Genomic DNA, 25736 nt, shown 5'->3' with positions numbered 1-25736 from the left:
CGAACATGACCACCACCACCGGCCAGCGCCGCGTCTGGTTCATCACCGGGGCGAGCAAGGGCCTGGGCCGCGCGTTCACCGAGGCCGCGCTGGCGAAAGGCGACCGGGTCGTCGCCGTGTCCCGCGGGATGAACCCACCGGCGGGCGGTCAGGACGACCTGCTGACCATCTCACTCGACGTCACGCGACGCGAGGACGTTTTCGCCGCCGTCGACCGGGCGGTGGAGCATTTCGGTCGCATCGACGTCGTGGTCAACAACGCAGGCAACCTGTCCATGGGCATGATCGAGGAGTTCACCGAGGAGCAGGCCCGCGCCCAGATGGAGACGAACTTCTTCGGGGCGCTCTGGGTGAGCCAGGCCGTCCTGCCCGTGCTGCGCCGCCAAGGTGCCGGCCGCATCCTGCAGGTGTCGAGCATCTCCGCGCTCGGCGGTTTCCCGATGACCGGCCTGTACAGCGCGAGCAAGTTCGCGCTGGAGGGGATGAGCGAGGCGCTGGCCGCCGAAGCCGTGGGGTTCGGCGTCAAAGTCACCATCGTCCAGCCGGGCGGGTACTGGACCGACCTCTACAGCTCCCCCGCGATGACCACCCCGCTGGAGGACTACACCCCGCTGCGCGAGGAGATGGAGCGGATGTGGGCGGGCGGTTCGGTCGACAGCGACCCGGCGCTGGCCGCCGAGGCGGTGCTGAAACTGGTCGACGACCCCGACCCGCCGCGGCGCCTGCTGCTCGGCAGCATGGTCTACGACCTGGCGCGCGACCTCACCCGGCAGCGCCTGGACGACTGGGCGAGGTGGGAGGAGGTGAGCCGCGCGGCCGAGCACGCCATCCCGGCGCCGGTCACACGAGGAACGTGAACAGCGGGCTGTCGGGTGAGACACGCTCGACGCGGTGCGGGCCGGCCGTCATGCGCTTCATCATCGGTTCGAGGTTCTCCGGCGCGCCCAGTTCGACGCCGACCAGCGCGGGGCCGGTTTCACGGTTGTTGCGCTTGACGTACTCGAAGAGGGTGATGTCGTCGTCCGGTCCGAGGACGTCGTCGAGGAAGCGGCGCAGCGCGCCGGGTTCCTGCGGGAACTCGACGAGGAAGTAGTGCTTGCGTCCCTCGAAGATCAGGGCCCGCTCGACGATCTCGGCGTAGCGGCTGACGTCGTTGTTGCCACCGGAGAGGATGCACAGCACCGTGGATCCCGGTTCCAGGCCGAGGTCCGGTCCGAGGGCCGCGGGTGAGAGCGCGCCGGCCGGCTCGGCGATGACGCCGTCGGACTGGTAGAGGTCGAGCATCTCGACGCAGATCTTGCCCTCGGGCACGGCGACCATGTCGGGACGGCGCTCGGCGGCGAGAGCGAAGGTGTGCTCGCCGACCAGGCGCACCGCGGCGCCGTCGACGAAGGGGTCGATGGTCTCCATCGCGACCGGGCCACCGTGCTCGAGCGCCAGGGCCATGCTGGGCGCGCCCTGCGGCTCCGCGCCGATCACGCGGACCTCGGGGTGGGTCTCCCGCAGCCAGGCGATCGTCCCGGCGAGCAGACCGCCACCGCCCACCGGCACGACCACCACGTCGGGTGCCCTGCCCAGCTGCTCGATGGCTTCCTTGACGACGGTGCCCTGGCCGGCGATGGTGCGCGGATCGTCGAACGCCGGGATCATCGTCGTGCCGGTGCTCGTGGCGTACTGGCGGGCCGCGTCGGCCGCGTCGTCGTAGGTGTCACCGTGCATCACGATCTGGACGTGCTCACCGCCGAGTCGTGCGACGCGGTCCCGTTTCTGGCGAGGGGTCGTGCGGGGCAGGTAGACCCGGGCGACGACGCCGAGAGCGGCGGAGGCGAAGGCGACGCCCTGCGCGTGGTTGCCCGCGCTCGCACAGACGACGCCGCGTGCGCGCTCGTCCGGCGAGAGCTGGCTCACCAGGTTGTAGGCGCCGCGGCCCTTGTAGGACCGGACCGTGCTCAGGTCTTCACGCTTGAGCCGGACATCGACGCCGTGCCGCAGCGAAAGCCGTTCGTTGCGGTGCAGGGGTGTCGGCTGGATCACCCCGGCGAACCGGGCGGCAGCCATCGCCACGTCGGCCGCGCGCACGGGGTCGGGCTTGCCCACGACTTCGTTCCTCCTGTCGGCGTAGACGTCATTCGTACCAAAGTCGCGGCGGGCGCCCGCACCCGGAGCGGCCGGTGCCACATAATGCGGTTCGTGGGTGCGGAGCGGGCCAGCGGGCAACTGGTGGAGGAGTACGGTCCGGCTTGGTCGCCGGGACGGTTCGAGCGGGGCACCGACGGGCCGCACGTGGTGCTGGCGGGAGTCGACGGCTCGCCCAGCGCGTTGCGGGCGGGCGCGTACGCGGCCGGGCTCGCGCGACGGCAGCGGTCGAGGCTGGTACTGGTCTACGTGCTGGCGCCGTCGGCGTGGACGGGCATCGCGACGGGTTACCTCGCCGCCGCGCAGGAGCAGTCCTACGAGGCGATCATCGACGAGATGCGCAAGCCGATCCGTGCACTCGCGGACGAGGCGCAGATGCCGGTCACGTTCATCGTCCGCCGCGGGGACGCCTACGCCGAACTCCGTCGCGCGGCGGTCGAGCTGCACGCCGACCTCGTGGTGGTCGGCACGTCGGAAAGCAAGGGGCACCGGATCGTCGGCTCGGTCGCGAACCGCCTCATGAAGGCGGGCCTCTGGCCGGTGACCGTCGTGCCCTGAACGCCACCCGCGCCTGCCCGCGCGACAGCCCGACCCACCCAGGAGCCCCCACCCCCGAACCCAGCCTCAGCCCCGAGGCCGAGCCGAACCCGGCCCCGCGCCCTCACGCCCGCGCGATACGGTCCAGCGCCTGCTCGAACAGGCTCAGCGTCGCGGCATGGAGGCGGTTCCCGACGTTCCGGGGCGCCTGGCCCGCGCGCGCCCGGGCATGGGTGCCCTCCAGCACGATGCCGAGTTTGAAGCACGCCAGCACCGCGTACCAGGTGATCGACGAGGTGTCGCGGCCGGAGCGTGACGCGTAGCGGGCCACGATCTCGTCCTCGCGGGCGAGGCCGCCCGCGGTCGCCAGGCCGCCCCACCCGAGCATCGGCCGGGTGCCCGGCCACGTGGCGAGCAGCCAGCCGAGGTCGAGGAGCGGGTCACCGATCGTGCTCATCTCCCAGTCCACGATCGCGGCGACGGTGGCGTTCGACCGGGAGAACATCACGTTCGCCAGGTGGTAGTCCCCGTGGAGGATGCCAGGGGACCACCGGGCCGGGACGTGCTCGCCCAGCCAGTCGGCGACCGCCTCCACGCCCGGGATATCCGGTCCGGGATAGCCGTCGTGGCCGGCGTAGGAGTCCAGTTCCGCGAGCCACCGCGGCACCTGGCGCTCCAGGAAACCCTGTGGCCGCCCGAAATCGCCGAGACCGACCGCCTCGTGATCGACCTCCGCCAGCGTCGCGAGCGCGTCGGCCATCGCGAGACCCATGGCGTGCCGCAAACCGGGCCGCGACGCGTGCGGTTCGGGCAGCTCGACGGTGGCGTTGAAGCCGTCGACGGGCTCCATGAGGTAGAACACCGCACCGGGCAGGACCGACTCCCCCGGGCACGCCGCGATCAGCGCCGGGTGCGGAACCGCGGTGCCGGACAGCGCGTCCAGCACCCGCATCTCCCGACGCAGCACGTCGTTGCTGCGTGCCCGCCGGTGCCGCGGCCCGCTGCGCAGGACGAACGCGCGTCCGCCGCGACGGAAGGAGAGCATCACGTTCTGGGTGCCACCGGCCAGCGGCACCAGGTCCTCGATCGGCCCGCCCGGCAGTCCCTGTGCGTCCATCCACGCGCCCAGGGCCTCCAGCTCGCCCGACGACAGCATCCGGGGCCCTCCTTCCTGCCGAAGGCAACATGGCAGAAGCACCCGCGGCAACGGAAGACTCCGCCCACCACGCGGAGGAACTCGCGACTGGACGGCCCCTTCGACGACCGGCCACGACACGCGCAACCGTGGACCAGCAAGCCCCACGCGCCATCCGGTACCGGCCCCAAGACCGTTCAGCCGCTCCGCAAACGGGTTCCGCCCCGAGTCTTGAACCCTGCACCCACCCCGATGCTGACAACCCCAGCCTCACACCGCGGATCCAGTACACTCCCCCGCCAACAGCGCCCCTCACCGGCACCCCCGGAATCAGCCCACCGCGCTGAAGAACTTCCGCACGTCCTCCGCGAACAGGTCCGGCACCTCCATCGCCGCGAAGTGGCCTCCGCGGTCGAACTCGCTCCAGTGGCGGATGTCGAGGAATCCTTCGGCGACCGGGCGCACCGATTGCAGGATGTCGTGCGCGAACACCGCCACTCCGGCAGGCACCGGGCAGCGCTGGAAGCCGCCGTAGGAGCTTTCCTTCGCCAGCCGCGCCGAGGAGCCCGCCGTGCCCGTGAGCCAGTACAGCGTCACGTCGGTCAGCAACCGGTCGTCGGGGATTCGCGAAGCCGGGTCGGTCCACTTCGCGAACCTCTCGGCGATCCAGGCCAGCTGCCCGGTCGGCGAATCGGTGAGGGCGTAGGCGATGGTCTGGGGAGTGGTGCTCTGCAGAACCTGGTACCCGGGCCGCTGCGCGGCGAAGGCGACCGTGCGGTCGAGCCGGTCCTGGTCCTCTTCGGACAGTCCGTCGATGCCGCCCGGCGGGGGCAGCGTGGGCAGGTAGTTCAGGTGCACGCCGACGACGTGTTCCGGCGCGACCTGGCCGACCATCCGCGCGATCCCCGACCCGAAGTCACCGCCCTGGGCGCCGTAGCGCTCGTAGCCGAGGCGGTGCATCAGCTCGGCCCACGCCCGCGCCACCCGAGCGATGTCCCAGCCCCGCTCGGTGGTGCGGCCGGAGAACCCGAAGCCGGGGATGGACGGGATCACCAGGTGGAAATCCCGGGACAGCGGTTCGACCACGTCGAGGAACTCCAGGAAGGACCCCGGCCACCCGTGGGTCAGCACCAGCGGCAGGGCGTCCGCCGACGACGAGCGCACGTGCACATAGTGCACCGTCTGGCCGTCGATCTCGTCGGTGAACTGCGGGAGGGCGTTGAGCGCGGACTCCTGCGCCCGCCAGTCGAACCCGTCGCGCCAGCGCCGCGCCAGTTCCTGGACCCGGGCCAGCGGAATGCCGTAGTCCCACCCGGCTCCGGGCAGCTCGTCAGGCCAGCGGACGCGGTCCAGCCGGGCGGCGAGGTCGTCCAGGGCCGCCTGGGGGGTGTCGATGCGGAAAGGCTTCTCGGTCATGCCCTAAACGTTAGTCGGACAAACGTTAGTTCGTCAAATGATTCGATGACCGAACGGATCGGCTACACTCCGTGCATGGACAAGACGACCGCGGGACCGCAGCGTCTCCGGACGCTGCCCAGCTGGCTGATCACCCAGACCGCGCAGCATGCGCACCGGCTCGTCAGCGAACGCCTCGCGGAGATCGGCGGCCGCGGCCACCACTACCGCCTGCTGGCCGCGCTCGACGAATCCGGTCCGGCGAGCCAGGCCACGCTCGGGCGCCGCAGCGCGATCCACCTCTCCGATCTGGTGGCGGCGATTAACGAGCTGGCCGAGCACGACCTGGTGAGCCGGACGCCCGACCCGGACGACCGGCGGCGCAACATCATCACGATCACCCCGGCCGGCCGTCGCCAGCTCAAGAAGCTCGGCAGGCAGATCGACCGCATCCAGGACGACCTGCTCGCCCCCCTCAGCACCGCCGAGCGGGAACAGCTGACCACCCTGCTCGAACGGGTCCTGCGTCACCACCAGGGCGCGTGACCGGACAGCGAAGCCGCGTGCTGCGACCACTGTCACAGCAGGTCCGGTTTGCGCACCGTGCGCCGGGGTAGTCCTTCCCGACCGTTGAGCAGACAGCGGAAGGAGCCCGCGTGACCGACTTCTGGACCGACACCGCACTGCAGAGAGTGCTGTCCCACCCGTGGGACGTCCGCACCCTCAGGGTGTCCGCGGCGGCCTTCCTGCACGACTGTGACGTGGCGACGATCACCGACGCCCTCCTCGTCGCCGACGCCCTGGCCAGCGCGGCCCACGACCAGGGACGCCTGCCCGCCACGATCCGCCTCCTGCGCGAGGGCACGCGGGCGGACTGGCTCCGCGTCTCACTGTCCGCCCCCGGAATCGAGCTGCCCGCCGCGGACACCGGCTTCGGCACCGGCCTGCACGTCCTGACCACCTGCGCGGCGCTCTGGGGGCGTAGCGGTGACGGCGGGAATGCAGCCCTCTGGGCGCATCTGCCGCTGACGGCTGCCGCTCCGGCCGCACTTCACGTAGCGTCTACCCATGGAGTCGCCCCTGATCACCGACCGGCTGGTCATCCGTGACTGGACGGTTGACGACGCCGAGGCCGCGCTCGCGATCTACGGCGCGGAAGAGGTCACACACTGGCTGACCCCGGCCATGGACCGGGTCGGCGACGAAGCCGCGATGCGCTCGGTGTTGCAGGCGTGGCACGAGGCCCAGCCGAACCTCCCGCCCCCGCGCGGCCGCTGGGCCATGGAGCGCCGGGAGGACGGTCAGGTGATCGGCGGTCTGGGCATCCGCCTGCTCCCGCCGTTCGACGAGGACCTCGAGCTGAGCTGGCAGCTGCACCCTGGCGCGTGGGGTGAGGGGTACGCCACCGAAGGCAGCCAGGCGCTGATCGAGTGGGCGTTCACCCAGGACACCGACGAACTGTTCGCCGTCGCGCGGCCGAACAACCTCCGGGCCATCGCGACGGCGCAGCGGCTGGGCATGCAGTGGGTCGGCGAGACGACCAAGTATTACGACCTGCGCCTGCAGGTCTACCGCATCCGCCCGGGCGACCTCGCGGACCCGTCGGGGGCTTGACCGGTCAGGTAAGCACGCGCTTAACTGGCTGACGGGTCGACGTCGCCGCAAAACCGAACGGGATTCTGTTGTGTCGCATATCGACCCACGGGAAAACCGGGCATTTCAGCACGGTCCGGACCCGAAAGGCAGAACCACGTTCGGAAGGGCGGACAGGGATGAGCTTCAACCTGGCGATCATGCTGCGGGAGTCCGCGACGGCAACGCCGGGCAAGGACTTCCTGCGGTTCCCGTCGGGGGCGATGACCTACGCCGAGGTGGACGAGCGATCCGGCCGGGTCGCCGTCGCGCTGCGGAAACGCGGCCTGCATCCCGGGGACAAGGTCGCCGTGCAGCTCGCCAACGTGCCCGAGTTCGTCGTGGCCTACTTCGGGATCCTCAAGGCGGGCCTGACGATGGTGCCGCTGAACCCGCTGCTCAAGGCGGGTGAGATCGCCTACCACCTGGACGACTCCGACGCGCGGATGATCATCGCCCATGCCGCGGGCGCCGTCGAGGTGTCCGCCGCGCTCAAGGAGCTGACCGGCGTGCACGCGGTGGTCGTCGGAGACCTCGACACCGGCGCCTGGCCGGAGGGGACGCTGGCGTTCCCGGCGCTGCTGGAGCCCGCGGACGACCGCGATCTCTTCCCGGGCGCCGCCGACGACACGGCCGTGCTCCTCTACACCAGCGGCACCACCGGCCGCCCGAAGGGTGCCGAGCTGTCGCACTTCCAGCTCTACATGACGTGCACGCTCGGCAGCGAGCGCTTCGGCGCGGAACCCGAGGACGTCGCGCTCGCCGTGCTGCCGTTCTTCCACGTCTACGGGCTGTCCAGCATCCTCAACGCCTCCGCCCGGCACGGCCGCACCGTCTCGGTGGTGCCGCGGTTCGAGGTGCCCGCGGTGCTGGAGGCGATCCAGCGCGACCGGGTCACGATCATGGCAGGCGTGCCGACGATGTACCACGCGCTGGCCTACGCCGACACCACCGGCTACGACACCAGCAGCCTCCGGATCGGCAGCTCGGGTGGCGCGGCGATCCCCGAGGAGGTGCTGCGGCGGTTCGAGGACAAGTACGGGATCCCGGTTCTTGAGGGCTACGGCCTGTCCGAGTCGGCGTCGACCACGACGGTCAACCCGGGCGCGGACAACCGCAAGATCCTCTCGATCGGCAAGCCCCTCTGGGGCGTGCAGTTGCGGATCGTCGACGAAACGGACCAGCCGCTGCCGTCCGGGCAGGTCGGCGAAATCGTCCTGCGCGGGCACAACATCACCAAGGGCTACTACAAGCGGCCGCGGGAGACGGCGGAAGCCTTCCGCGGCGGCTGGTTCCACACCGGCGATCTCGGCTACGTCGACGCCGACGGGTTCGTGTTCGTCGTCGACCGCAAGAAGGACCTGGTGATCCGAGGCGGGTTCAACGTCTACCCGCGGGAGGTCGAGGAGCTGCTCTACCGGCACCCGGCGATCGGCGAGGCGGCCGTGATCGGGGAGCCGGACGAGCGGCTCGGCGAGGAGGTCGTCGCGGTGGTGTCGCTCAAGCCCGGCGCGTCGGCCGAGCCGGAGGAGATCGTCGCGTGGGCGAAGGAACGCATCGCGGCCTACAAGTACCCGCGGCGCGTGCGGATCGTCGACGAGCTGCCGAAGGGTGCCACGGGCAAGATCGCCAAACTGGAGCTGCGCGCCCGTCTGCGAGGATGAGGCGTGCGATTCGACGTCAACATCTCGATCCTGTTCACCGAGCTGGAGCCGGAACGCCGTCCCGCGGCGGCCGCCTCGGCGGGCTTCACGGGTGTCGAGTCGTGGTGGCCGTTCGCGGGCGTGCCGGGTGATCGCGAGGTCGAGCGGTTCGTCCGCTCGGTCGCCGACGCCGGAGTGGAACTGGTGTCGCTGAACGTTCCGCACGGGGACCTGGCCGCGGGCGAGCGGGGCCTGGCCGGGTTCGCCGGGCGGACGCAGGAGTTCCGGGACGGGGTGGACGTCGCGGCGGGGGTCGCGGCACGGCTGGGGTGCCGGTTGTTCAACGTGCTGCCCGGCAACCGGACCGGCGCTTCGCGGGAGGTTCTGCTGGACAACCTCGCCTACGCCGCGCAGCGCCTGGACACCGTGCTGCTCGAACCGCTGTCCGGCGCGCCGGACTACCCGCTGCTGCGCGCCGCCGACGCCCTGGCGCTGGCTGACGAGGTCGGCGCGGGCGACATCGCGCTTCTCGCGGACGTCTATCACCTCGGCGTCAACGGCGACGATCTCGGCGCGCTCCTCAGGTCACCGCTCCTGGAGCGGATCGGGCACGTGCAGGTGGCCGACGCGCCCGGCCGCCACCAACCGGGCACGGGGACGCTCGATGTGGCGGGGTGGCTGGACCGCCTCGCCGCCACCGGGTACGACGGGTGGGTCGGGCTGGAGTACTCGCCCACCGGCTCCAGCGCGGACAGTTTCGGCTGGCTCCCCGCACACTGACCCCGCCGAGCGTGCACCAACAGCCAACACAGTGCCCCCGACGGCCAACACGCCGCCCCAGACAGCAAACACGCCGACGCACCGCCGTGTTTGCCGCTCCGGGCGGCGAGTTGGCCGCTCCGGGCGGCGTGTTTGCTGCTCCGGGCGGCGTGTTTGCCGGGAGCGGGGGGTCAGCGGCGGGCGCGGCCCATCGCCCGGCCCCTGGTCCAGTACCCCTGCGCGGTGATGTCCTGTTTGCGCACCCCCAAAGCCTCCTGCACCACGCCACGCACCTCGCGTGTCAAACCGCTCTCGGTCGCCACCCAGGCGTGCCAGCCCTCCAGGCGGCCCAGCTCGCCCAGCGCCGCGGTGACCTCGGCCGGGGTCGCGCACCAGTGCACCTCGCCGCCCGCCACGGACAGGCCGTCGTGGTCCTCGACGAGGACCACCTTCGCCGGCACGGAATCCGGCAGCGTGCGGAGGATGTCGTTGATCGCGGGGAGCGAGCACGGGTCGCCGACCAGCAGGTACCCGGCCGGCGCCGGTGCGGGGACCGCGAAGCGCTTCGGGCCGTACACCGTCGCGCGCAGGGCCTGGCCCGGTTCCGCCGCCCGCGCCCACTCCACCGCGACCCCGTCGCCGTCGTGCAGTTTGAACAGGCACGCGAACGTACCCTCGTCGCGCCGCACCTCCGTCACCGTGTAGGCGCGCTGGTACTCCTCGCCGTCCACGGGAATCCACAGTCGCAACCAGAACGTCGGCGGGGTCTCCTGCGCGGCGAGCAACTCGGGGGCGCTGAACCGGATGCTCCGGTAGCGCGAGCCGACGTCGTCCACCTTGCTCACTTCGAGCCGGTACGTGGGCGCCCGCAAGGCATTCAGGACGATCTTCTCGAAGCGGCTCAAAGCCCACCTCCCGTTAGTTAGGTAAGGCTTACCTCGTACTGCTCGGGGAGTCAAGTGTTCGCCGTCTGGTCGCCGTGGCGACGCTTCCCGTCCCCTGGGCGAGATCAGACTGGCCGGCATGACAGCCCTGAACCGTCGCGGGTTCCTGCAGCTGGCGGGCGGATCCGCCGCCCTGTCCGCGCTCGCCCCGAGCATCGCCCGCGCCGCGGCCATTCCCGCGAACCACCGCACCGGCACCCTGCGCGACGTCGAGCACGTCGTCGTCCTCATGCAGGAGAACCGGTCGTTCGACCACTACTTCGGCGCGCTGCGCGGGGTGCGCGGGTTCGGCGATCCGCACCCGGTGACGTTGCCGAGCGGGAAATCCGTGTGGCACCAGCCGGACGGCGCGCGCGAGGTGCTGCCGTTCCGGCCCGAAGTGCGCGATCTGGGGCTGCAGTTCCTGCAGGACCTCGACCACAGCTGGGACGGCGGTCACCGGGCCTGGCACCAGGGCCGCTACGACGGCTGGATCCCGGCGAAGACCTCGACCACGATGGCGTACCTGACGCGCGAGGACATCCCCTTCCACTACGCGCTTGCTGACGCGTTCACGATCTGCGACGCGTACCACTGCTCGCTCGTCGGTCCCACCGACCCGAACCGCTACTACATGTGGAGCGGCTACACGGGCAACGACGGCACCGGCGGCGGGCCGGTCATCGACAACGACGAAGCCGGGTACGGCTGGACGACCTACCCCGAGCGGCTGGAGAAGGCCGGCGTGTCGTGGAAGATCTACCAGGACGTCGGCGACGGGCTCGACGCCGCGCACAGCTGGGGCTGGATCGAGGACGCCTACCGCGGCAACTACGGCGACAACTCGTTGCTGTACTTCGACAACTACCGCAACGCACAACCGGGCGACCCGCTCTACGAAAAGGCGCGCACCGGCACGAACGCCAAGAACGGTGACGGGTTGTTCGACGTCCTCACCGCCGACGTCAAGGCGGGCAACCTGCCCGCTGTGTCGTGGATCTGCGCCCCCGAAGCCTTCACCGAGCACCCGAACTGGCCTGCCAACTACGGCGCCTGGTACATCGCGCAGGTCCTGGACGCGCTCACCGCGGACCCGGACGTGTGGAGCAGGACCGCGCTGTTCATCACCTACGACGAGAACGACGGGTTCTTCGACCACCTGGTGCCCCCGTCCCCGCCTGCCACCGGCCTGCCCGGCAAATCCACTGTGGACACCGGCGGCGAGCTGCTGGACGGCGAGCCCTACGGTCTGGGCCAGCGCGTGCCGATGCTGGTGGTGTCGCCGTGGAGCACGGGCGGCCGGGTGTGCTCGCAGGTGTTCGACCACACCTCGATCGTGCGGTTCCTGGAACGGCGGTTCGGGGTCGGGGAGCCCAACATCTCGCCGTGGCGCCGCGAGGTCTGCGGTGATCTGACCGCGGCGTTCGACTTCTCCCGGCCCGACCACGCGGTGCCCGGACTGCCCGGTACGGCAGGCTACTACCCGCCCGACCGCGACCGGCACCCCGACTACGTGCCCGTTCCCCCGGCCGATCCCGCCCTGCCGTCCCAGGAGCGCGGGCAGCGCGCCGCCCTGCCGCTGCCCTACGACCTGACGGTGGACGGCTCGGCCTCCGGCGGTGCGCTGCGGCTGACCTTCGCCAACCACGGCGAGGCGGGCGCGCACTTCCACGTCACCTCCGCCGACGGGCCCCGCGGCTACACGGTCGGCGCCGGGAAACGGCTGACCGACGAGTGGCCGGTGTCGTCGGAGGTCGCGGTCCACGGACCGAACGGGTTCTTCCGCCGCTTCGCCGGTGACGCGGCCGAGGTGTCCGCCCGTACCGCCGGCGGCCAGGTCGAGCTGGTCCTCACCGCCAAGTCCGCGGTGCGGCTGACCGTCACCAGCGCCTACGGCGACCGCGAGAAGACCTACCGGCTGCGGGCGGGCGCGTCCACCGTGCACCACGCGAGGACCACCGACGGCTGGTACGACGTGACGGTCACCGGCGACGGCGTCGTCCGGCAGCTGGCCGGGCACGTGGAGACCGGCCGGATCACGCGGACCGACCCCGCGCTGGGCGTCTGACCCCGTTCACGAGCCGCTCCAGGGGCGTTCTTCCTCGCGCCCGTGGAGCGGCTTCGTCGTGATGTCGGAGAACCCGGCCGCGTCACGCCTTCCGGGTGAGTTCCGCACGGGATTTCGCTGCGTGTCGCCGCCGCAGCGAGGAAAGCGCTTTCGGGGGCCAGGCCGTCGCCGCAACCTGCGGGAGCGGCGTTTGCGCACAGTAACCGGGGGGTCGCGGGCCGCGGAGCAACGGCGTAGGCCATGATTTCACTTCGACCAGAGCATCTATCGAGTGATCGGCGACTGTGACGCAGCGTGAGAAGAACCCGCGAGCCGCCGGGTCGGCATCCGTCGGCTTCCAGCGCTTGACAGGGGTGGTTGAGTACTGCTCTGCGGTGCCGTCGCCGTCTTCGTCCCGGTCCCCAGGATTTCGTGGAGCGTCGTGAAAAACAAAGAAGAGAAGTCAGGCGAAGGCCACCACCAGTCGATCCGAAAGCGCCTGACCGGAACCGTTCTGATCCCCAGTATCGCACTGCTGGTGATGTGGATCGCGGGTTCCGGCTACTTCCTGGTCGACGCGATCTACGTCCGCACCGTGGCCTCCTCCGTGCAGGACGTCTCGATCCCCGCCGTCACCGCGCTCGGCGCCGTCCAGCAGGAACGCCAGCTGTCCCTGGTCTACCTCGAACGCCCCCAGGTGGGCCTGCGTGACCTGCAGGCGCAGCAGCAGTCGATCGACAAGTCGCTGACCGGCCTGCGCGCCGCGCTGACCGACGTGAAGAGCCTCGTACCCGACGAGATCGGGCAGCGGATGAACCAGGTGGAGTCGAGCCTCGACCAGCTCCCGGTGATCCGCGCGGAGATCAACCTGCGCACCATCTCCAAGGAGCAGGTCAACGACTTCTACAACCGGCTGCTGGACACCTCGACCGACCTGTTCGACTCGCAGGCCCGGCTGGTGCCGGACGCCGAGTCCACCCAGGGCGGTATGACGTCGGTGGACATCTTCCGCGCCTCCGACCAGATGTCGCGGGCGGCCTCGCTGGTCTCCAGTGCCTTCGCCGCGGGCCAGATGGCCCCGAACGACCACCTGCAGTTCGCGCAGCTCGTCGGCAGCTACCGCACCCAGCTCGCGAAGATCGCCAGCTACATGGCCCCCGAGGCCGGTGAACGCTACCGCGCGCTCACCACGAGCGACGAGTGGCAGCGGCTCGCCGCCGCCGAAAACGTGATCATCTCGCACGGGCCGGGCACCTTCCGCGAGAACTCCGGCGGCCTGACCGTGCAGGAGAACGACTGGCGCGATCTCACCACGCAGGTGTCGACCCAGCTGATCGGCCTCACCGTCGAGCAGTCCGAACTGGCCTCCGGCGCGGCGCTGGACAAGGGCAACGTCAACCTGTGGACCGTGATCATCGGCAGTGTGGTCGCCCTGCTCGCGGCCGTCGCCTCGATCTGGGTGGCCATCCGTGTGTCCCGCACGCTGGTCGACCGGACCCTGATGACCCGCCTCGAACGCCTGCGCAACGACTCGCTGGAGCTGGCACGCACCCGGCTGCCCAGTATCGTCGGCCGCCTCAAGGAAGGGGACTCCGTCGACATCGGCGGCGAGCTGCCCCGGCTGGACCACGGCAAGGACGAGATCGGGCAGGTGGCCGAGGCGTTCAACATCGCTCAGCTGACCGCCGTCCAGGCCGCCGCGAGCGAGGCCAAGGCCCGCAGCGGTGTCAACAACGTGTTCCTCGGTATCGCCCACCGCAACCAGGGCCTGGTGCACCGCCAGCTGCAGATCCTGGACCGGATGGAGAGCCGCGAGGAGAACCCGGAGCAGCTCAAGGGCCTGTTCCAGCTCGACCACCTCGCCACCCGCGCCCGCCGCACCACCGAGAACCTGATCATCCTCGGCGGCAAGCAGCCGGGCCGCCGCTGGCGCAAGCCGGTGTGGCTGATGGACGTGCTGCGGGCCGCGGTGTCGGAGACCGAGCACTACTCCCGCGTCGAGGTGGAAAACGTTCCGCAGGTCGCGATCATCGGGTCCGCGGTCGCCGACACGATCCACCTGGTCGCCGAGCTGGTGGACAACGCCACGACGTTCTCCCCGCCCGGGTCGCAGGTCCACATGACCTCCACCCTGGTCGCCCGCGGTGTCGTCGTCGACGTCGCCGACCAGGGGCTGGGCATGAAGGACGACGTGCGCGAGTGGGCCAACCGGATGATGTCGGAGCCACCCGAGTTCGACGCGATGGCGCTCAAGGCCGACTCCAGCCTGGGCCTGTTCGTGGTCGCGCGCCTGGCGGCGCGGCTCGGGCTCAAGGTCATGTTCGACTCGTCGCGCTACGGTGGCACCCGCGCCACCATCCTGATACCGACGACCCTGCTCGCCACCGGGGACCAGGTCGCCGAGAACGCCGATCCGGAGTTCCCCGGTGCCGGCGCGATGTCCGGGGACGACTCGCACGAGCTGGAGGAGACCGGCCGCACGGCCGGCACGAACGGTATGGGACGACGACACGACAACAACGGTTCCCCCGAACCAGTGCGGCGCGCCCCGGCGGAGATCCCGTCGGGCAGGCACGCCGAACCCGAACCGGAGACGGCCAACGAGGTCACCGGTGTGCAGACGATCTCCGTCGTGGAGCCCGACGACGTGCCCGCCCCGGCGCCGTCGCCGCGTCCCAAGCGACCACGGGCACCGCTGCCGCAGCGCGAACCGCAGCAGAACCTCGTCGCCCAGCTCCGCGACGACCCCGAGTCCGACGCCACCGACTACCACGAGTTCTCCGGACGTACCCGCAGCACGCTTTCGGCGTTCCACAAGGGAACCCGCCGCGGGCGCGACGCGGACACCCCGGAAACCCCCCGGCCCACCACCGACTGAGAGGGAAGTCGAACCTCATCGATGAACGAGAACGAGAATTCCAAGGTCGACCTGAACTGGCTGCTCGACGACACCGTTGACCGGGTCGTCGGGGCGCAGCACGCCGTGGTGCTCTCGGCCGACGGGCTGCTGATGGGCAAGTCCGCGAACCTGTCGAAGGACGATTCGGACCAGCTGTCGGCGATCGCGTCCAGCCTGCAGAGCCTGGCCAAGGGCGCCAGCAAGCACTTCCGGCGCGGCCCGGTCCTGCAGACCCTCATCGAGATGGCGGAGGGCTACCTCTTCGTGTGCGCGGCCGGCCAGGGCGCGTGCCTGGCGATTCTCGCCGAGGAGACCGTCGACGTGGAGATGATCGCGTACGAGATGAGCCGTCTGGTCAAGCGCGTCGGCGACTACATGACCTCGGCTCCCCGGGATGCCGCGAGGTTCGTTCCGGAGCACAACTGATGGCGGACGACCAGTGGTACGACGAAGCAGCCGGGCCGCTGATCCGGCCGTACGCCATCACGCGCGGCCGGATCCCGTCGGTCGACATCAAGCTCGACGTCGCCACGCAGGTGATGGTGATCCGGGGCAAGCACGATCCGATCGGCCTCACCCCGGAACACCTGACGATCCTCGAGCTGTGCCAGCGGCCGCTGTCGGTCGCCGAAATTGCCGTGTACGTCAAGGTCCCCCTCGCCGTGGTCAAGGTGCTGTGCAGCGATCTGATCGAACGGGGCGCCGTCATCGTCCGTTCGCCCACCCAGCAGACCGTGGCCCCCGATCGCGAACTACTCCAGGCGGTGCTCGATGGCCTCAACAGGCTCTGAAGACCAGGCTGTCATCCCGACGCCGGTCAAGATCGTGATCGCGGGCGGTTTCGGCGCCGGCAAGACCACCATGGTCGCGTCGGTGTCCGAGATCGTCCCGCTGTCCACCGAGGAGGTGATGACGGAGGCCAGCACCGGCGTGGACGATCTCACCGGTGTCGAACGCAAGACCACCACGACGGTCGCGCTGGACTTCGGCCGCATCACCATCTCGCCGCAGACCGTGCTGTACTTGTTCGGCACGCCGGGGCAGGACCGGTTCTGGTTCATGTGGGACGAGCTCGCGCTCGGCGCCATCGGCACCGTCGTGCTCGTCGACACGCGCCGGCTGGACTCCAGCTTCGCGGCGATCGACTTCTTCGAACGACGCAAGATCCCGTTCATCGTGGCGGTGAACTGTTTCGAGGACTCCGACGACTACGACGAGGACGAGATCCGCAAGGCGCTCGCCATCTCCCCCGGCATCCCGGTGATGTTCTTCGACGCACGTTCCCGTGAGTCGAGCAAGCTGGCGCTCATCCGCCTCGTGCGCTACGCGATGAGCAAGCTCCCCGCCGAGCCGGAGCTGACGCGGGCCTGATATCCCGCCGTTTGCCAGCATGGGCCACCTCGCACGCGAGGTGGCCCTTTTGCAGAACTCGCCAACGCGAACGCAGAACTCGCGGCCCGGAAGGTGGGACTCGCCCGCAAGCGCGTGCTGCATTCGCGCACCCGCCGCCCCACCCACACCGAAACCCGGCAACGCATCCCAGCCACCGGGCCGCCCAGCCCTCCCCCGCACCCCGATCCCCAGCCCAGTTCTGCGGACGATCAGGCGGAGTCAAGGCACTCTTTCCCGCCTTGACACCGCCTGCTCGGCCGGAGAAACGATCACAAATCGGGGCGGCCCCATCGGGGCGTAGCGAAGCGAAGCCGACGCCTGGGAAACCCGCGTAGCGGCTACGAACCCGACCGGGGCACCTGCCGCAGCTTCAGGTTGAAGTGCCGCAACAACTCCGGCGCGTAGGTCACCCGGTACTCCGGCACCCGCTCCGGATTCTTCGCAATCGCCCCGAGCACATCCGCCACATACTCCAGGTGCGCCAGCGTATACGTCCGTCGCGGAATCGCCAGCCGGACCAGCTCGAACGGCGCCGGGCTCACCAGCTCATGCGACTCGTCGAACGTGCCCAGGTACAGGGACCCCAGTTCGGCGCACCGGATGCCGCCCGCCAGGTACAGTTCGCACGCGAGCGCGTGGCCGGGGAAACCGCGCGGGGGCAGGTGCGGGAGCAGGCGCCCGGCGTTCAGGTAGAGGCCGTGGACACCGGCCGGCTGCACGATGTCCACTCCGGCCTCGTTGATCAGCCGGGCGAAGTGCGCCGTCTCCTCCGCGCGGTTGCGCAGGTAGTGCGGGTCCAGGACCTCCCGCAGGCCCTGGGCGACGCGTTCCAGGTCGTGCGCGCCCATGCCGCCGTAGGTGCGGAAACCCTCGGTCGCGATGAGGATCGCCTCGACCTGCTTGGCCAGGCGGGTGTCGCGCACGCCGATCGCCGCGCCCATCGGGGAGATCGCGTCCTTCTTGAGGCTGGCCACGAAACCGTCGGCGAGCGCGAACGTCTCCTGCGCGACCTGCGTGGGCGTCTTGTCCGCGTAGCCCTCTTCCCGCTGCGTCACCAGCCACGAGTTCTCCGCGAACCGGGCCGCGTCCAGGAAGAACGGTACGCGGAACCGGTCGCACAACGCCCGCACGGCCTTGAGGTTGGCCATCGACACCGGCTGCCCACCGCCACCGTTGTTGGTGATCGTGATGAGCACCTGGCCGACCCGCGGGCCGTCCGGGCCCGCCAGCGTGTCTTCGAGCGCGGCGAGGTCGATGTCACCCTTGAACGGCTCCCGGCTGTCCAGGTCGGCGGCCTCGGCGCACGGCAGGTCCCGTGCCTCGGCGCCGGCGAGTTCGACGTTCGCGCGAGTCGTGTCGAAGTGCGTGTTGGACAGCGAGATCTGCCCCGGCTTCAACGCCGTGGTGAACAGGACCCGCTCCGCCGCGCGTCCCTGGTGGACGGGGAACAGATGCGGGAACGAGGTCACGTCCTCCAGGGCCTGCCGGAACCGGTACCAGGAATCGGATCCGGCGTAGGACCGGTCGGCCGCGGCCGCGCCCGCCTCCTGTGCCGCGCTCACCGCGCCGGTGCCCGAGTCGGTCAGCAGGTCGATGGTGACCTTGTTCGCGGGCAGATCGAACATGTTGTACCCGGCCAGGGAAAGCGCTTCCTCCCGCTCCTGCCGGGTGGTGATCGGTATCTCCTTGACAACCTGGACCCGGTACGGCGGGAACGACTTCATCTGCTCCTCTTCCTCCTGCTCACAACGCGGCGGCGGCCCTCGCCCGTGACGGTGTCACGCCGTATGCCTCCGACGAAAGATATACCGTGGTCCCGGACCCGAACCGGCCGAGACGCAGCGACAGGTGCGCGACCAGGCCCACCCCCTCGCTCAGCGGGCGGCTCGTCATCGCACCGATGGCCCGGTCCAGTTCCGCGGCGGGCACTCCGGCCCGTTCCAGGTGGGCCAGCGCCTGCGCACGCGCCACCTCGTCGTCCGGGACGTAGTCGCGGACCGGGAGGTAGAGGCTGTAGTTGCCGGGCCGGCCGGAGTCCGCCTCGACGAACGAGTAGCTCGACACCAGCGGTCTGCCCGCGAACGGGCCGGTGCCGCCACCCGCGAGCGTGAGGAACTCCCGCAGCGCCAGCGGGTCCACGCCGTCCACCGCGGTCGCGGCGCGTTCGACCGTGGATGAGTCGCCGGAGTCGTGGGAGACGTAGAGCTTGACCCTCGACAGCGGACCGTCGTCGAGGTCCAGCGCGAAGAACGAGAACTTGTCCGCGGCGCCTCGGCACAGCGCGTAACGCTCGACCGTGTCGTAGGCGTCACGCAACCCCAGTCGGCGCAGCGCTTCCGCGACCAGTCCCCGCGCGGCCTGGTCGCCACGTACGAGCGGGTTGAAGTAGACCTTCAGGGCGGGCACACGTCCGGGGCGCAGGATCAGCGAGAACCACAGTGCGAACTTCCCCTGTGGACGTTCGGTGAGGAACAGATCCTCGACCGCGCGGAAACGATCGAGGTTCACGGCGTAGCGCTGCGCCATGTGGGTGAGAAAGCGCTTCGCGGCCTCGATGTTGGCTGCGGGACCGGGGTTTTCCGGGATAGTCTCACCGAGGATCCGCACCGCGCGCTCGCCACTGGCGTCGAAGGCGAGCGAGAACTCCACGGGCGTCGCGTCGTCGGCGACGTCCGAAAGCCACACTGGTGGCGCGGTCAGCGGGCGGCGGCCCGCCGCGCCGAGGAGTTCGCGCAGGACGGTGGCGGGGGCTTCGTCTTCGTCGGCGAAACCCGCCACCTGGCACAGATTTCTGAGCTGATCACGGGCATGGTCGAAAAGGGTCACAGGGACGTTCACGCTCACTCCGACGGTCTGGCGAGCGGTCACAGCTCGACTAGGCGGGGGGCAGACCGCCGACCAACATAACGTCATCTTTCCCGCGAGACGTACCGCTGTCGGGGTGATCTTGGCCGCACGCCCCGTCAGGGGTGGCGCGACACCGGAAAACGCTTCTCCCCCACGGATTTTCACGATCGATGCATGCGGAAACGACCGCCGCCACGGCGAACCACGTGCGGCACTAGCTGCGAAAACGCTTACCGTGCCGCCACCGCGGAGATCCCCGCCAGAGTGTCCACAGTAGACCCGAAGGAGCATCGCGGGAACCGCCGTTCGGCGGGGGGCCGGAAGCGCCCAGCCGGGTAGAACGCTGTTCACCTGTTCAGCGGAGTGTCACGGGAGCCCGGGAACAGCCTCCGGACCGCTCCCCCCGGAGCCCGGTGAACGCGCGTGCCATCATGACGGCGTGAGCAGCGAGCCCGAGGACGCCCGGCCACTGACCCTCTACCTGGTCAAACGGCTGGAGCTGGTGATCCGCGCGTTGATGGACGACGCGCTGCGCCCGCTCGGGCTCACTACTCTGCAGTACACGGCGCTGAGCGTGTTGCGTGGCCGGGGTGGCCTGTCCTCGGCGCAGCTGGCCCGCCGGTCGTTCCTGCGGCCGCAGACGATGCACGAGATGGTGCTGGCGCTGGAGAAGCGCGGCCTGATCGAGCGCCAGGCACAGGAGGGCAACAAGCGGGTGCTGGTGGCGACCCTGACCGAGGCGGGCGAGGAGCTGCTCGACAGGTGCGCGCCCGCCGTGCGGGAGCTGGAGCACGAGCTGCTGGCCGGTCTCGGCCCGTCGGAGCAGAACACCTTCCGGGAGGGCCTGGAGCGCGGTGTCGCCGCGCTCGCGGCCCTCTCGCAGGCGCGCCGCACGAGTCAGCCGTAACGGCGGCGGACCTCCGCCTTGCGGATCTTCCCGGAACCGGTCGCGGGGAGGTGGTCGGTGAACTCGACCGACTTCGGGATCTTGTAGGAGGCCAGTCGCGTCCGCAGGTAGGCCAGCAGCTCGTCCCCGGTGACCCCGTCGGCGACCACGATCGCCTTGCCGACCTCGCCCCATTTCCGGTCCGGCACGCCGATCACCGCGCAGGCCCGCACGGCGGGGTGCGCGTACAGCTCGTTCTCCACCTCGGCGGGGTAGATGTTCTCGCCACCGGAGATGATCATGTCCTTGAGCCGGTCGACGACGTGGTAGTAGCCGTCATCGTCCACCGTGGCCACGTCGCCGGAGTGGAACCAGCCGTCCCGCAGAACGTCGGCCGTCGCGTCCGGCCGGTTCCAGTAGCCCGTCATGACGTTGGGCCCGCTGACGACGATCTCGCCCTCCTCCCCCGCCGGCACTGGTTCGCCGCCGGGTCCGACCACCCGGACATCGGTGAAGAACGACGGTACCCCGGCCGAGCCCACCTTCTCCCCGGCGTGGGCCCGGTCCAGGAACAGCACGCCCGGCGCGGCCTCGGTCATGCCGTAGCCCTGCACGAAGGCAAGACCGCGGTCGAGGTAGCGGCGGATCGTGTCCGCGGGCACCGGCGCCCCGCCGCACAGCAGGGTCCGTATGCTCGACAGGTCAGCCGTCTCCCACGAGGGATGCGCCGCGATCGCCTGGTACATCGTGGGCACGCCGAACACCAGCGTCACCCGCTCGTGCTCCACAGTGGACAACACGGCGCCGGGGTCGAACGACGAGTGCAGGATGACCGTGCCGCCCTTGAGCAGGGTCGGCAGGCAGATCATGCCGAGCGCGGCGGCGTGGAACAGCGGCGCCGCGACCAGGGCCCGTTCGTCGCCCGCGAGGTCGGTCTCGACCAGGACGTTGATGCTGTTCCACGTCAGGTTCCCGTGGGTCAGCATCGCGGCCTTGGGCCGTCCCGTACTGCCCGAGGTGTACATCAGCAGGCACACGTCGTCGCGGCCGACGGGCAGGTCGAGCGGTTCGTCGTCGGTCGCGTCCAGCTCACCCGCCGGTACGCGCCGCAACCGCGCCGAGACGGCCGCGGCGGTTTCGGCGTACTCCGGCGTGTGGATCAGCACCGTCGCGCCGGAGTCGGCCAGCGCGTAATCCAGTTCCGGTACGCCGAGCCGGAAGTTGAGCGGCACGAACACCGCGCCCGCCTGCCCGCACGCGAACAGGGTCTCCAGGTACGCCGGATGGTTCGGCCCGAGGTAGGCGACGCGGTCGCCGGGACGGATCCCGGCGCCGCGCAGCCCGTGCGCCAGCCGCGCCACCCGCCGCGACAGTTCCGCATACGTCAGCGCGGTCCCGTCGTGCCGGACCGCGATCGCGTGCGGGCTCATCCTGGCGCGGCGCACCGGCCAGGAGCCCAGCCCCTGGTTGCGCACGCCGCTACTTCTCCGGATCGAACGCGCTCAGGCCGGGACGGTAGGTCTTGTCGTCGAGGAACTGGGTCAGCCCCTTGGCGCGGGCGCCCGCCTTGTCCGCGAACTGGGACTGGTCGAGTTTGGCGTAGAGGTAGTCCTCGGCCTGCTCCCACGGCATCTCCTGGGCGATCTTGTACCCGGTCTTGGCCGCGTGCAGGATCACCTGGTTCATCGAGGCCAGCTTCAGCGCGACCTCGCGCGTGCGCTCCCGCAGCCGTGCCGCCGGCAGCGCCTCGTTCACCAGCCGCATCTGCGCCGCACGACGACCGTCGAACGGCTCACCGGTCATGATGTGAAACAGCGCGTCCCGCTGCGGCACGGTCGCCGCGAGCGCCCGGCTGACCACGCCGCCCGGCGGGATGCCCCAGTTCACCTCGGACAACCCGAACTGTGCCGCCTCGTCGGCGAAGGCCAGATCGCAGGCGACCAGCGGAGTGAACGCACCGCCGAAACACCAGCCGTTGACCATCGCGATCGTCGGCTTGCTCCAGTTCGCGAGGCGCTTCCACTGCCACTCCGCGCTGGCCCGGCGCACCCTGATCTGCACCGCGGTGCTGCCGGTGGCGTCGACCTCGCGGAAGTACTCCTTGAGGTCCATGCCCGCCGAGAACGACTCGCCCGCGCCGGTGAGCACCAGCACCCGGCAGCGATCGTCGCCCTCCAGGTGGTCCAGCACACGCACCATCTCGTCGTTCAGGGCCGGGTTCATGGCATTGCGCTTGTCCGGCCGGTTGAGCGTGACCCAGGCGATGCCCTCGTCGAACTCCACCAGCACCGTGTCACCCCAGGGCTCGGTACGAACCCGCCCATTGCCGGCCACCGTGCTCATCCACACTCCTTTATATCAGGGTTCCTGATATAGGAATAGCAAGCGCGCAGCGACGGAGTCAAGCGGCAGCGACCACTCCGCCCCTCCCCGTGGAGGGTTTCAGTCGCTGAGGATGAGGGGCGGGGGAGGTCTGGGCCGGTCTTGGCTCGGCTCGCGGTGCCGGGTGGCGCGTTCGCTCACACCGGCCAGGTCACCGGGAGCGCGCGGACGCCGCGGATCACGCCGTAGGTGCGGCGCGGCACGAATCCGTCCGGCAGCGTGAAGTCCGGGATGGCGGCCAGCAGTTCCTCGAGGATCACCCGCAGCTCGACCCGTGCCACGTGCAGGCCGAGGCACCGGTGCGCGCCGGCTCCCCAGCCCAGGTGCGGCCGCCGTGGCCTGCCCAGCCGGAACTCGTCGCCGTCCGGGAAATGGCGCTCGTCGCGGTTGCCCGAACCCCAGGTCAGCAGCATGCGGTCGCCCGGTTGCAGCGGCACCCCGGCCAGCTCGGTTTCGGCGACCACGGTCCGGCCGGTGGCCGCCACCGCGGACTCGTGCCGGACGCTTTCCTCCACCAGTTGCGGGATCAGGCCGCGATCGGCCACCACGCGGGCGCGCAGCTCGCCGTCCCGCGCCAGTTCGAGCAGGATGCTGGCCAGCTGGTCGGTCGTGGTCAGATTGCCCGCGGCCACCAGCAGGAACGCGAACTTGAGCAGTTCGTAGTCCCCGGCGGGCTTCCCGCCGATCTCGCTGTTGACCACCGAGGTCAGCACGTCGTCACCGTCGGCGCCGCGCCGGGAACGGATCTGGTCGAGCAGGAAACCGGTGTACTCCTGGCCCACCGGGGCGGCCTCCTCCTCGCTCTCCGCACCGGCCAGGCGGCGCACGAGCGAGGCGAGCACGGGCCGTTCCGGCTCCGGGATGCCCATCAGCGAGGCGATCACGAGCGGCGGGATCCGCGCGCACAGGTCCGGTACGAGATCGGCCCGGCCACGCGGCCGCAGCTCGGCCACCACCTCGGCCGCGACCCGCCGCACGTAGCCGGTGTGCCGGGCCGCGGCCCGGGGCGTGAAGAACGACTGCAGGTGCTTCCGCCAGGCCGCGTGCTCGGCCAGGTCCTGCTCGAACAGCGGCGCGATCACCCCGCCGGTTTCCGGGGCGACCACCACCGCGCCGACCTCCGCGGCGGAGGAGAAGATCTGCCCGTTCTCGGCGACGTGCCTGAGGTCGTCGTACCGGGTCACCACGAACATTCCGCCGTGCGCCTCGCTGTGCGCCACCGGGCATCCCCGCCGGAACTCCCCCAGCGCCTCGTGCACCGTGTCGGCCACGGCGGGATCGAGGTGATCGAAGCTGCGGGCGCGTTCGCGCGCCGAGCTCATGGTTTCCTGGCTCACGGCACTCCTCAACGGACGGGGTTCCACGCGATCCTATGAGTCCACAACTTCCAGGTCGGCACAAGGAAATGCCTCCGTCCGGCCTAGCGTCGCCGCCGTGGAACGGGACGGGGAGAATCGGGGACATGAGGTGTCCCTGCGGATCGGGTGAGACGTACGAGAACTGCTGCGCGCCGCTGCACCGGGGTGAGTCCCCGGCACCGACGGCCGAACGGTTGATGCGGTCGAGGTTCAGCGCGTTCGCCGTGGGCGACGAGGACTACCTGCTGCGCAGCTGGCACCCGGACACGCGCCCGCCCGTGGTTCGGCTCGATCCGCGGCAGCGCTGGACGCGACTGGACGTGCTCGCCACGACCGGCGGGAGCCCGTTCCACACGACCGGCACCGTGGAGTTCCGGGCGCACTACCGGACTCCCGACGGCCCGGGCTCGCTGCACGAGGACAGCGAGTTCACCCGCCTGGACGGACAGTGGGTGTACACCGGGGCGCGGTGAGTAGATCGGTCCGCGACGGGTAGCCCGCGGGGCATGACCGAGTTCGAACGCGAACGTGAAATGCCCGCACCGGCCGAGCGGGTGTTCGCCGTGGCGGCCGACACCGGCAGGCTCGGCGAGTGGCTGCCCGGCGTGATCACCGTGCACCCGGACGAGCCGGAGGGCATGGACGTCGACGTGCACGATCCCGCGGGCGAGTACGAGGCACCCGGCGTGCTGGGCGCGCGCCGTGAACAGCTGCGGCTCGAGTGGGGCCGCCGCGGCAGCGCCGACTACAGCGGATGGTTGCAGGTGTCCTCCGCCGATGGCGGCGCCAGCTACGCCACGCTGCACCTGTCCTTTCACGGCGACCAGCCAGCCAACCACGGCGGCGCCGCCGCGGAGGACGTCGAACACCGGTTGGACGAGTCGCTGTCCAAGCTGGCGAACCTGGTGTCCGCGGGCTGAGCGGCGCGGGGACGGGCCGTTCGGCTCACCATTCGACGGCGCCGCGGATGACGGCCGCCGCGCCACCGGCGAGCGCGACCGCGATGATGAACCGCCGCCCGGCTTCGGGGGTCAGGCGGCGGTTGACCAGCTCCCCGGCGACCACGCCGACGAGCAGCGCGCCGGAACACAGAGCCCACTCGCCCGGCGCCAGCACGGGCAGTCCCTTCGTCGCCACCGACACCACGTTCAGGAACAGCAGGTAGACCTGCACGGTCGGCACGAAGACCTCACGCGACCAGCCCTGGGACAGCGCGTAGGCGGTCACCATCGGGCCGCCCACACCGGCGGTCACGTTCATGAACCCGGACAGCGAACCGGCGGTGACCAGCCCGGCGCGACCCCGCAGCGGGGACCGCCGCCCGCTCACCACCACCATCGCGACCGCGGCCATGCCCATCGCCCCCACCAGGACGAGCAGCGGTCCGGCGGGCAGGGAATGCACGACGAGCGCGCCCAGCGGAACGGCGATCGCGGCGGGAACCGCCAATGCGGCGGCCTGCCGCCACCAGGTGTGCCGCCAGGTGCGGGCCAGGACGACCGCGCACAGCATCGCCGAGAGCGTGTTGCCGAGCGACACCCCGGTCTCCGGTCCCGCGATCACGACCAGGAAGGGGGCCGCCACCAGCGCGAACCCCAGACCGGTCGCCCGCTGCGTGAGCGCTCCGGCCAGGACGGCGCACACCACCAGGATCGTCGCGCCGGTGCTCACGCGTACTTCGGGTCGGCGGCCTCGTGGCACCCGGTGATGCCGGGTGCGAGCTCGGTGCTGTTCGCGCCCGCGGCGACCGCCTCGTCGACCATGA

The 25736-nt window shown here is 70.6% G+C and carries 25 protein-coding genes; 15 read left to right on the top strand and 10 right to left on the bottom strand.

The window, feature by feature from the left end; genetic code table 11:
• Positions 1-5: 5 nt before the first annotated feature.
• Positions 6-857, top strand: coding sequence for an SDR family oxidoreductase (locus tag HNR02_RS21050; protein ID WP_179774846.1), 852 nt, complete (start codon positions 6-8; stop codon positions 855-857).
• Here the strand turns inward: HNR02_RS21050 and ilvA are convergent.
• Positions 841-2058: a threonine ammonia-lyase IlvA gene (ilvA, locus tag HNR02_RS21045; RefSeq protein ID WP_218914081.1), complete on the bottom strand. Its 1218-nt coding sequence runs from the start codon at positions 2056-2058 to the stop codon at positions 841-843. The genes HNR02_RS21050 and ilvA overlap by 17 nt on opposite strands.
• A gap of 132 nt (positions 2059-2190) precedes the next feature.
• On the opposite strand from ilvA, the gene HNR02_RS21040 reads away from it, so the two are divergent.
• A complete protein-coding gene (locus HNR02_RS21040) occupies positions 2191-2694 on the top strand; it encodes a universal stress protein (RefSeq protein WP_312861078.1) in 504 nt (167 codons plus the stop codon).
• 103 nt (positions 2695-2797) lie between these two features.
• Here HNR02_RS21040 and HNR02_RS21035 read toward each other — a convergent pair whose 3' ends face one another.
• Both HNR02_RS21035 and HNR02_RS21030 read right to left on the bottom strand, forming a co-directional pair.
• Positions 2798-3829 carry a phosphotransferase family protein gene (locus HNR02_RS21035; RefSeq protein WP_179774845.1) on the bottom strand — a complete coding sequence of 344 codons (1032 nt, stop codon included), beginning with the start codon at positions 3827-3829 and terminating at the stop codon, positions 2798-2800.
• Between the two features lie 309 nt (positions 3830-4138).
• Positions 4139-5224 carry an epoxide hydrolase family protein gene (locus HNR02_RS21030; protein ID WP_179774844.1) on the bottom strand — a complete coding sequence of 362 codons (1086 nt, stop codon included), beginning with the start codon at positions 5222-5224 and terminating at the stop codon, positions 4139-4141.
• 75 nt (positions 5225-5299) lie between these two features.
• Between HNR02_RS21030 and HNR02_RS21025 the strand changes: the two genes are divergently transcribed.
• The 5 genes from HNR02_RS21025 (at position 5300) to HNR02_RS21005 (ending at position 9258) form a co-directional block, all read left to right on the top strand.
• Complete coding sequence (locus tag HNR02_RS21025; protein WP_179774843.1) at positions 5300-5749, top strand: MarR family winged helix-turn-helix transcriptional regulator; 450 nt, start codon at positions 5300-5302, stop codon at positions 5747-5749.
• Positions 5750-5859: 110 nt separating this feature from the next.
• Positions 5860-6312: a hypothetical protein gene (locus HNR02_RS21020; RefSeq protein ID WP_179774842.1), complete on the top strand. Its 453-nt coding sequence runs from the start codon at positions 5860-5862 to the stop codon at positions 6310-6312.
• Positions 6272-6817 carry a GNAT family N-acetyltransferase gene (locus HNR02_RS21015; protein WP_179774841.1) on the top strand — a complete coding sequence of 182 codons (546 nt, stop codon included), beginning with the start codon at positions 6272-6274 and terminating at the stop codon, positions 6815-6817. The genes HNR02_RS21020 and HNR02_RS21015 overlap by 41 nt, the downstream gene beginning before the upstream one ends.
• A 158-nt stretch (positions 6818-6975) precedes the next feature.
• Positions 6976-8499 carry a long-chain-fatty-acid--CoA ligase gene (locus HNR02_RS21010; RefSeq protein ID WP_179774840.1) on the top strand — a complete coding sequence of 508 codons (1524 nt, stop codon included), beginning with the start codon at positions 6976-6978 and terminating at the stop codon, positions 8497-8499.
• Positions 8500-8502: 3 nt separating this feature from the next.
• On the top strand, positions 8503-9258 hold the full coding sequence (locus HNR02_RS21005) for a hydroxypyruvate isomerase family protein (RefSeq protein ID WP_179774839.1): 756 nt from the start codon (positions 8503-8505) through the stop codon (positions 9256-9258).
• 170 nt (positions 9259-9428) lie between these two features.
• Here the strand turns inward: HNR02_RS21005 and HNR02_RS21000 are convergent, their stop codons facing one another.
• Positions 9429-10142: a siderophore-interacting protein gene (locus tag HNR02_RS21000; protein ID WP_179774838.1), complete on the bottom strand. Its 714-nt coding sequence runs from the start codon at positions 10140-10142 to the stop codon at positions 9429-9431.
• Between the two features lie 118 nt (positions 10143-10260).
• Between HNR02_RS21000 and HNR02_RS20995 the strand changes: the two genes are divergently transcribed.
• From HNR02_RS20995 to HNR02_RS20975, 5 genes are all read left to right on the top strand, one after another.
• Positions 10261-12228 carry a phosphocholine-specific phospholipase C gene (locus HNR02_RS20995; protein ID WP_179774837.1) on the top strand — a complete coding sequence of 656 codons (1968 nt, stop codon included), beginning with the start codon at positions 10261-10263 and terminating at the stop codon, positions 12226-12228.
• 421 nt (positions 12229-12649) lie between these two features.
• On the top strand, positions 12650-15085 hold the full coding sequence (locus HNR02_RS20990) for a sensor histidine kinase (RefSeq protein ID WP_179774836.1): 2436 nt from the start codon (positions 12650-12652) through the stop codon (positions 15083-15085).
• Positions 15086-15106: 21 nt separating this feature from the next.
• Positions 15107-15532, top strand: a complete 426-nt coding sequence (locus HNR02_RS20985; RefSeq protein WP_179774835.1) for a roadblock/LC7 domain-containing protein — start codon at positions 15107-15109, stop codon at positions 15530-15532.
• On the top strand, positions 15532-15897 hold the full coding sequence (locus HNR02_RS20980; RefSeq protein ID WP_179774834.1) for a DUF742 domain-containing protein: 366 nt from the start codon (positions 15532-15534) through the stop codon (positions 15895-15897). The genes HNR02_RS20985 and HNR02_RS20980 overlap by 1 nt, the downstream gene beginning before the upstream one ends.
• On the top strand, positions 15878-16477 hold the full coding sequence (locus HNR02_RS20975; protein ID WP_179774833.1) for a GTP-binding protein: 600 nt from the start codon (positions 15878-15880) through the stop codon (positions 16475-16477). The genes HNR02_RS20980 and HNR02_RS20975 overlap by 20 nt, the downstream gene beginning before the upstream one ends.
• 359 nt (positions 16478-16836) lie before the next feature.
• Here the strand turns inward: HNR02_RS20975 and HNR02_RS20970 are convergent, their stop codons facing one another.
• Together HNR02_RS20970 and HNR02_RS20965 are read right to left on the bottom strand one after the other, a co-directional pair.
• Positions 16837-18222, bottom strand: a complete 1386-nt coding sequence (locus HNR02_RS20970) for a tryptophanase (RefSeq protein WP_179774832.1) — start codon at positions 18220-18222, stop codon at positions 16837-16839.
• Positions 18223-18241: 19 nt separating this feature from the next.
• The gene (locus HNR02_RS20965; RefSeq protein ID WP_312861077.1) at positions 18242-19336 is read right to left on the bottom strand and encodes a tryptophan dimethylallyltransferase family protein; all 1095 of its coding nucleotides are present in this window, start codon (positions 19334-19336) and stop codon (positions 18242-18244) included.
• Between the two features lie 448 nt (positions 19337-19784).
• Between HNR02_RS20965 and HNR02_RS20960 the strand changes: the two genes are divergently transcribed.
• Entirely contained in the window at positions 19785-20252 is a 468-nt protein-coding gene (locus HNR02_RS20960) for a MarR family winged helix-turn-helix transcriptional regulator (protein WP_312861076.1), read from the top strand.
• On the opposite strand, the gene fcs is transcribed toward HNR02_RS20960, so the two are convergent.
• The 3 genes from fcs to HNR02_RS20945 all read right to left on the bottom strand — a co-directional run bounded on the left by fcs (position 20243) and on the right by HNR02_RS20945 (position 23950).
• On the bottom strand, positions 20243-21706 hold the full coding sequence (fcs, locus tag HNR02_RS20955; protein ID WP_179774831.1) for a feruloyl-CoA synthase: 1464 nt from the start codon (positions 21704-21706) through the stop codon (positions 20243-20245). The two genes, HNR02_RS20960 and fcs, sit on opposite strands and share 10 nt — an antisense overlap.
• 4 nt (positions 21707-21710) lie before the next feature.
• Positions 21711-22574, bottom strand: coding sequence for a p-hydroxycinnamoyl CoA hydratase/lyase (locus tag HNR02_RS20950; protein ID WP_179774830.1), 864 nt, complete (start codon positions 22572-22574; stop codon positions 21711-21713).
• A 176-nt stretch (positions 22575-22750) separates the two neighbouring features.
• Positions 22751-23950, bottom strand: coding sequence for a cytochrome P450 (locus HNR02_RS20945; RefSeq protein ID WP_312861075.1), 1200 nt, complete (start codon positions 23948-23950; stop codon positions 22751-22753).
• A gap of 125 nt (positions 23951-24075) precedes the next feature.
• Between HNR02_RS20945 and HNR02_RS20940 the strand changes: the two genes are divergently transcribed.
• Positions 24076-24444, top strand: coding sequence for a YchJ family protein (locus tag HNR02_RS20940; RefSeq protein WP_179774829.1), 369 nt, complete (start codon positions 24076-24078; stop codon positions 24442-24444).
• 33 nt (positions 24445-24477) lie between these two features.
• Positions 24478-24891 (top strand): SRPBCC family protein, encoded by a 414-nt coding sequence (locus HNR02_RS20935; RefSeq protein ID WP_179774828.1) that lies wholly within the window; start codon positions 24478-24480, stop codon positions 24889-24891.
• A 25-nt stretch (positions 24892-24916) separates the two neighbouring features.
• Here the strand turns inward: HNR02_RS20935 and HNR02_RS20930 are convergent, their stop codons facing one another.
• Positions 24917-25642: a TSUP family transporter gene (locus HNR02_RS20930; RefSeq protein WP_179774827.1), complete on the bottom strand. Its 726-nt coding sequence runs from the start codon at positions 25640-25642 to the stop codon at positions 24917-24919.
• Between the last annotated feature and the right edge of the window lie 94 nt (positions 25643-25736).

The sequence above is a fragment of the Amycolatopsis endophytica genome (assembly GCF_013410405.1).
Taxonomy (GTDB): Bacteria; Actinomycetota; Actinomycetes; order Mycobacteriales; family Pseudonocardiaceae; genus Amycolatopsis_E; species Amycolatopsis_E endophytica.
The sequence above is the reverse complement of the archived record's forward strand: the minus strand, read 5'-3'. Positions and strand labels throughout refer to the sequence as shown.

Coding starts and splice junctions, on each gene's coding strand:
- HNR02_RS20985 (WP_179774835.1), top strand. CDS start 15,107: ATGAACGAGAACGAGAATTCCAAGGTCGACCTGAACTGGCTGCTCGAC.
- ilvA (WP_218914081.1), bottom strand. CDS start 2,058: ATGGCTGCCGCCCGGTTCGCCGGGGTGATCCAGCCGACACCCCTGCAC.
- HNR02_RS20980 (WP_179774834.1), top strand. CDS start 15,532: ATGGCGGACGACCAGTGGTACGACGAAGCAGCCGGGCCGCTGATCCGG.
- HNR02_RS21015 (WP_179774841.1), top strand. CDS start 6,272: ATGGAGTCGCCCCTGATCACCGACCGGCTGGTCATCCGTGACTGGACG.
- HNR02_RS20940 (WP_179774829.1), top strand. CDS start 24,076: ATGAGGTGTCCCTGCGGATCGGGTGAGACGTACGAGAACTGCTGCGCG.
- HNR02_RS20970 (WP_179774832.1), bottom strand. CDS start 18,222: ATGAAGTCGTTCCCGCCGTACCGGGTCCAGGTTGTCAAGGAGATACCG.
- HNR02_RS21035 (WP_179774845.1), bottom strand. CDS start 3,829: ATGCTGTCGTCGGGCGAGCTGGAGGCCCTGGGCGCGTGGATGGACGCA.
- HNR02_RS21025 (WP_179774843.1), top strand. CDS start 5,300: ATGGACAAGACGACCGCGGGACCGCAGCGTCTCCGGACGCTGCCCAGC.
- HNR02_RS20995 (WP_179774837.1), top strand. CDS start 10,261: ATGACAGCCCTGAACCGTCGCGGGTTCCTGCAGCTGGCGGGCGGATCC.
- HNR02_RS20950 (WP_179774830.1), bottom strand. CDS start 22,574: ATGAGCACGGTGGCCGGCAATGGGCGGGTTCGTACCGAGCCCTGGGGT.
- HNR02_RS21010 (WP_179774840.1), top strand. CDS start 6,976: ATGAGCTTCAACCTGGCGATCATGCTGCGGGAGTCCGCGACGGCAACG.
- HNR02_RS21050 (WP_179774846.1), top strand. CDS start 6: ATGACCACCACCACCGGCCAGCGCCGCGTCTGGTTCATCACCGGGGCG.
- HNR02_RS20975 (WP_179774833.1), top strand. CDS start 15,878: ATGGCCTCAACAGGCTCTGAAGACCAGGCTGTCATCCCGACGCCGGTC.
- HNR02_RS21030 (WP_179774844.1), bottom strand. CDS start 5,224: ATGACCGAGAAGCCTTTCCGCATCGACACCCCCCAGGCGGCCCTGGAC.
- HNR02_RS20935 (WP_179774828.1), top strand. CDS start 24,478: ATGACCGAGTTCGAACGCGAACGTGAAATGCCCGCACCGGCCGAGCGG.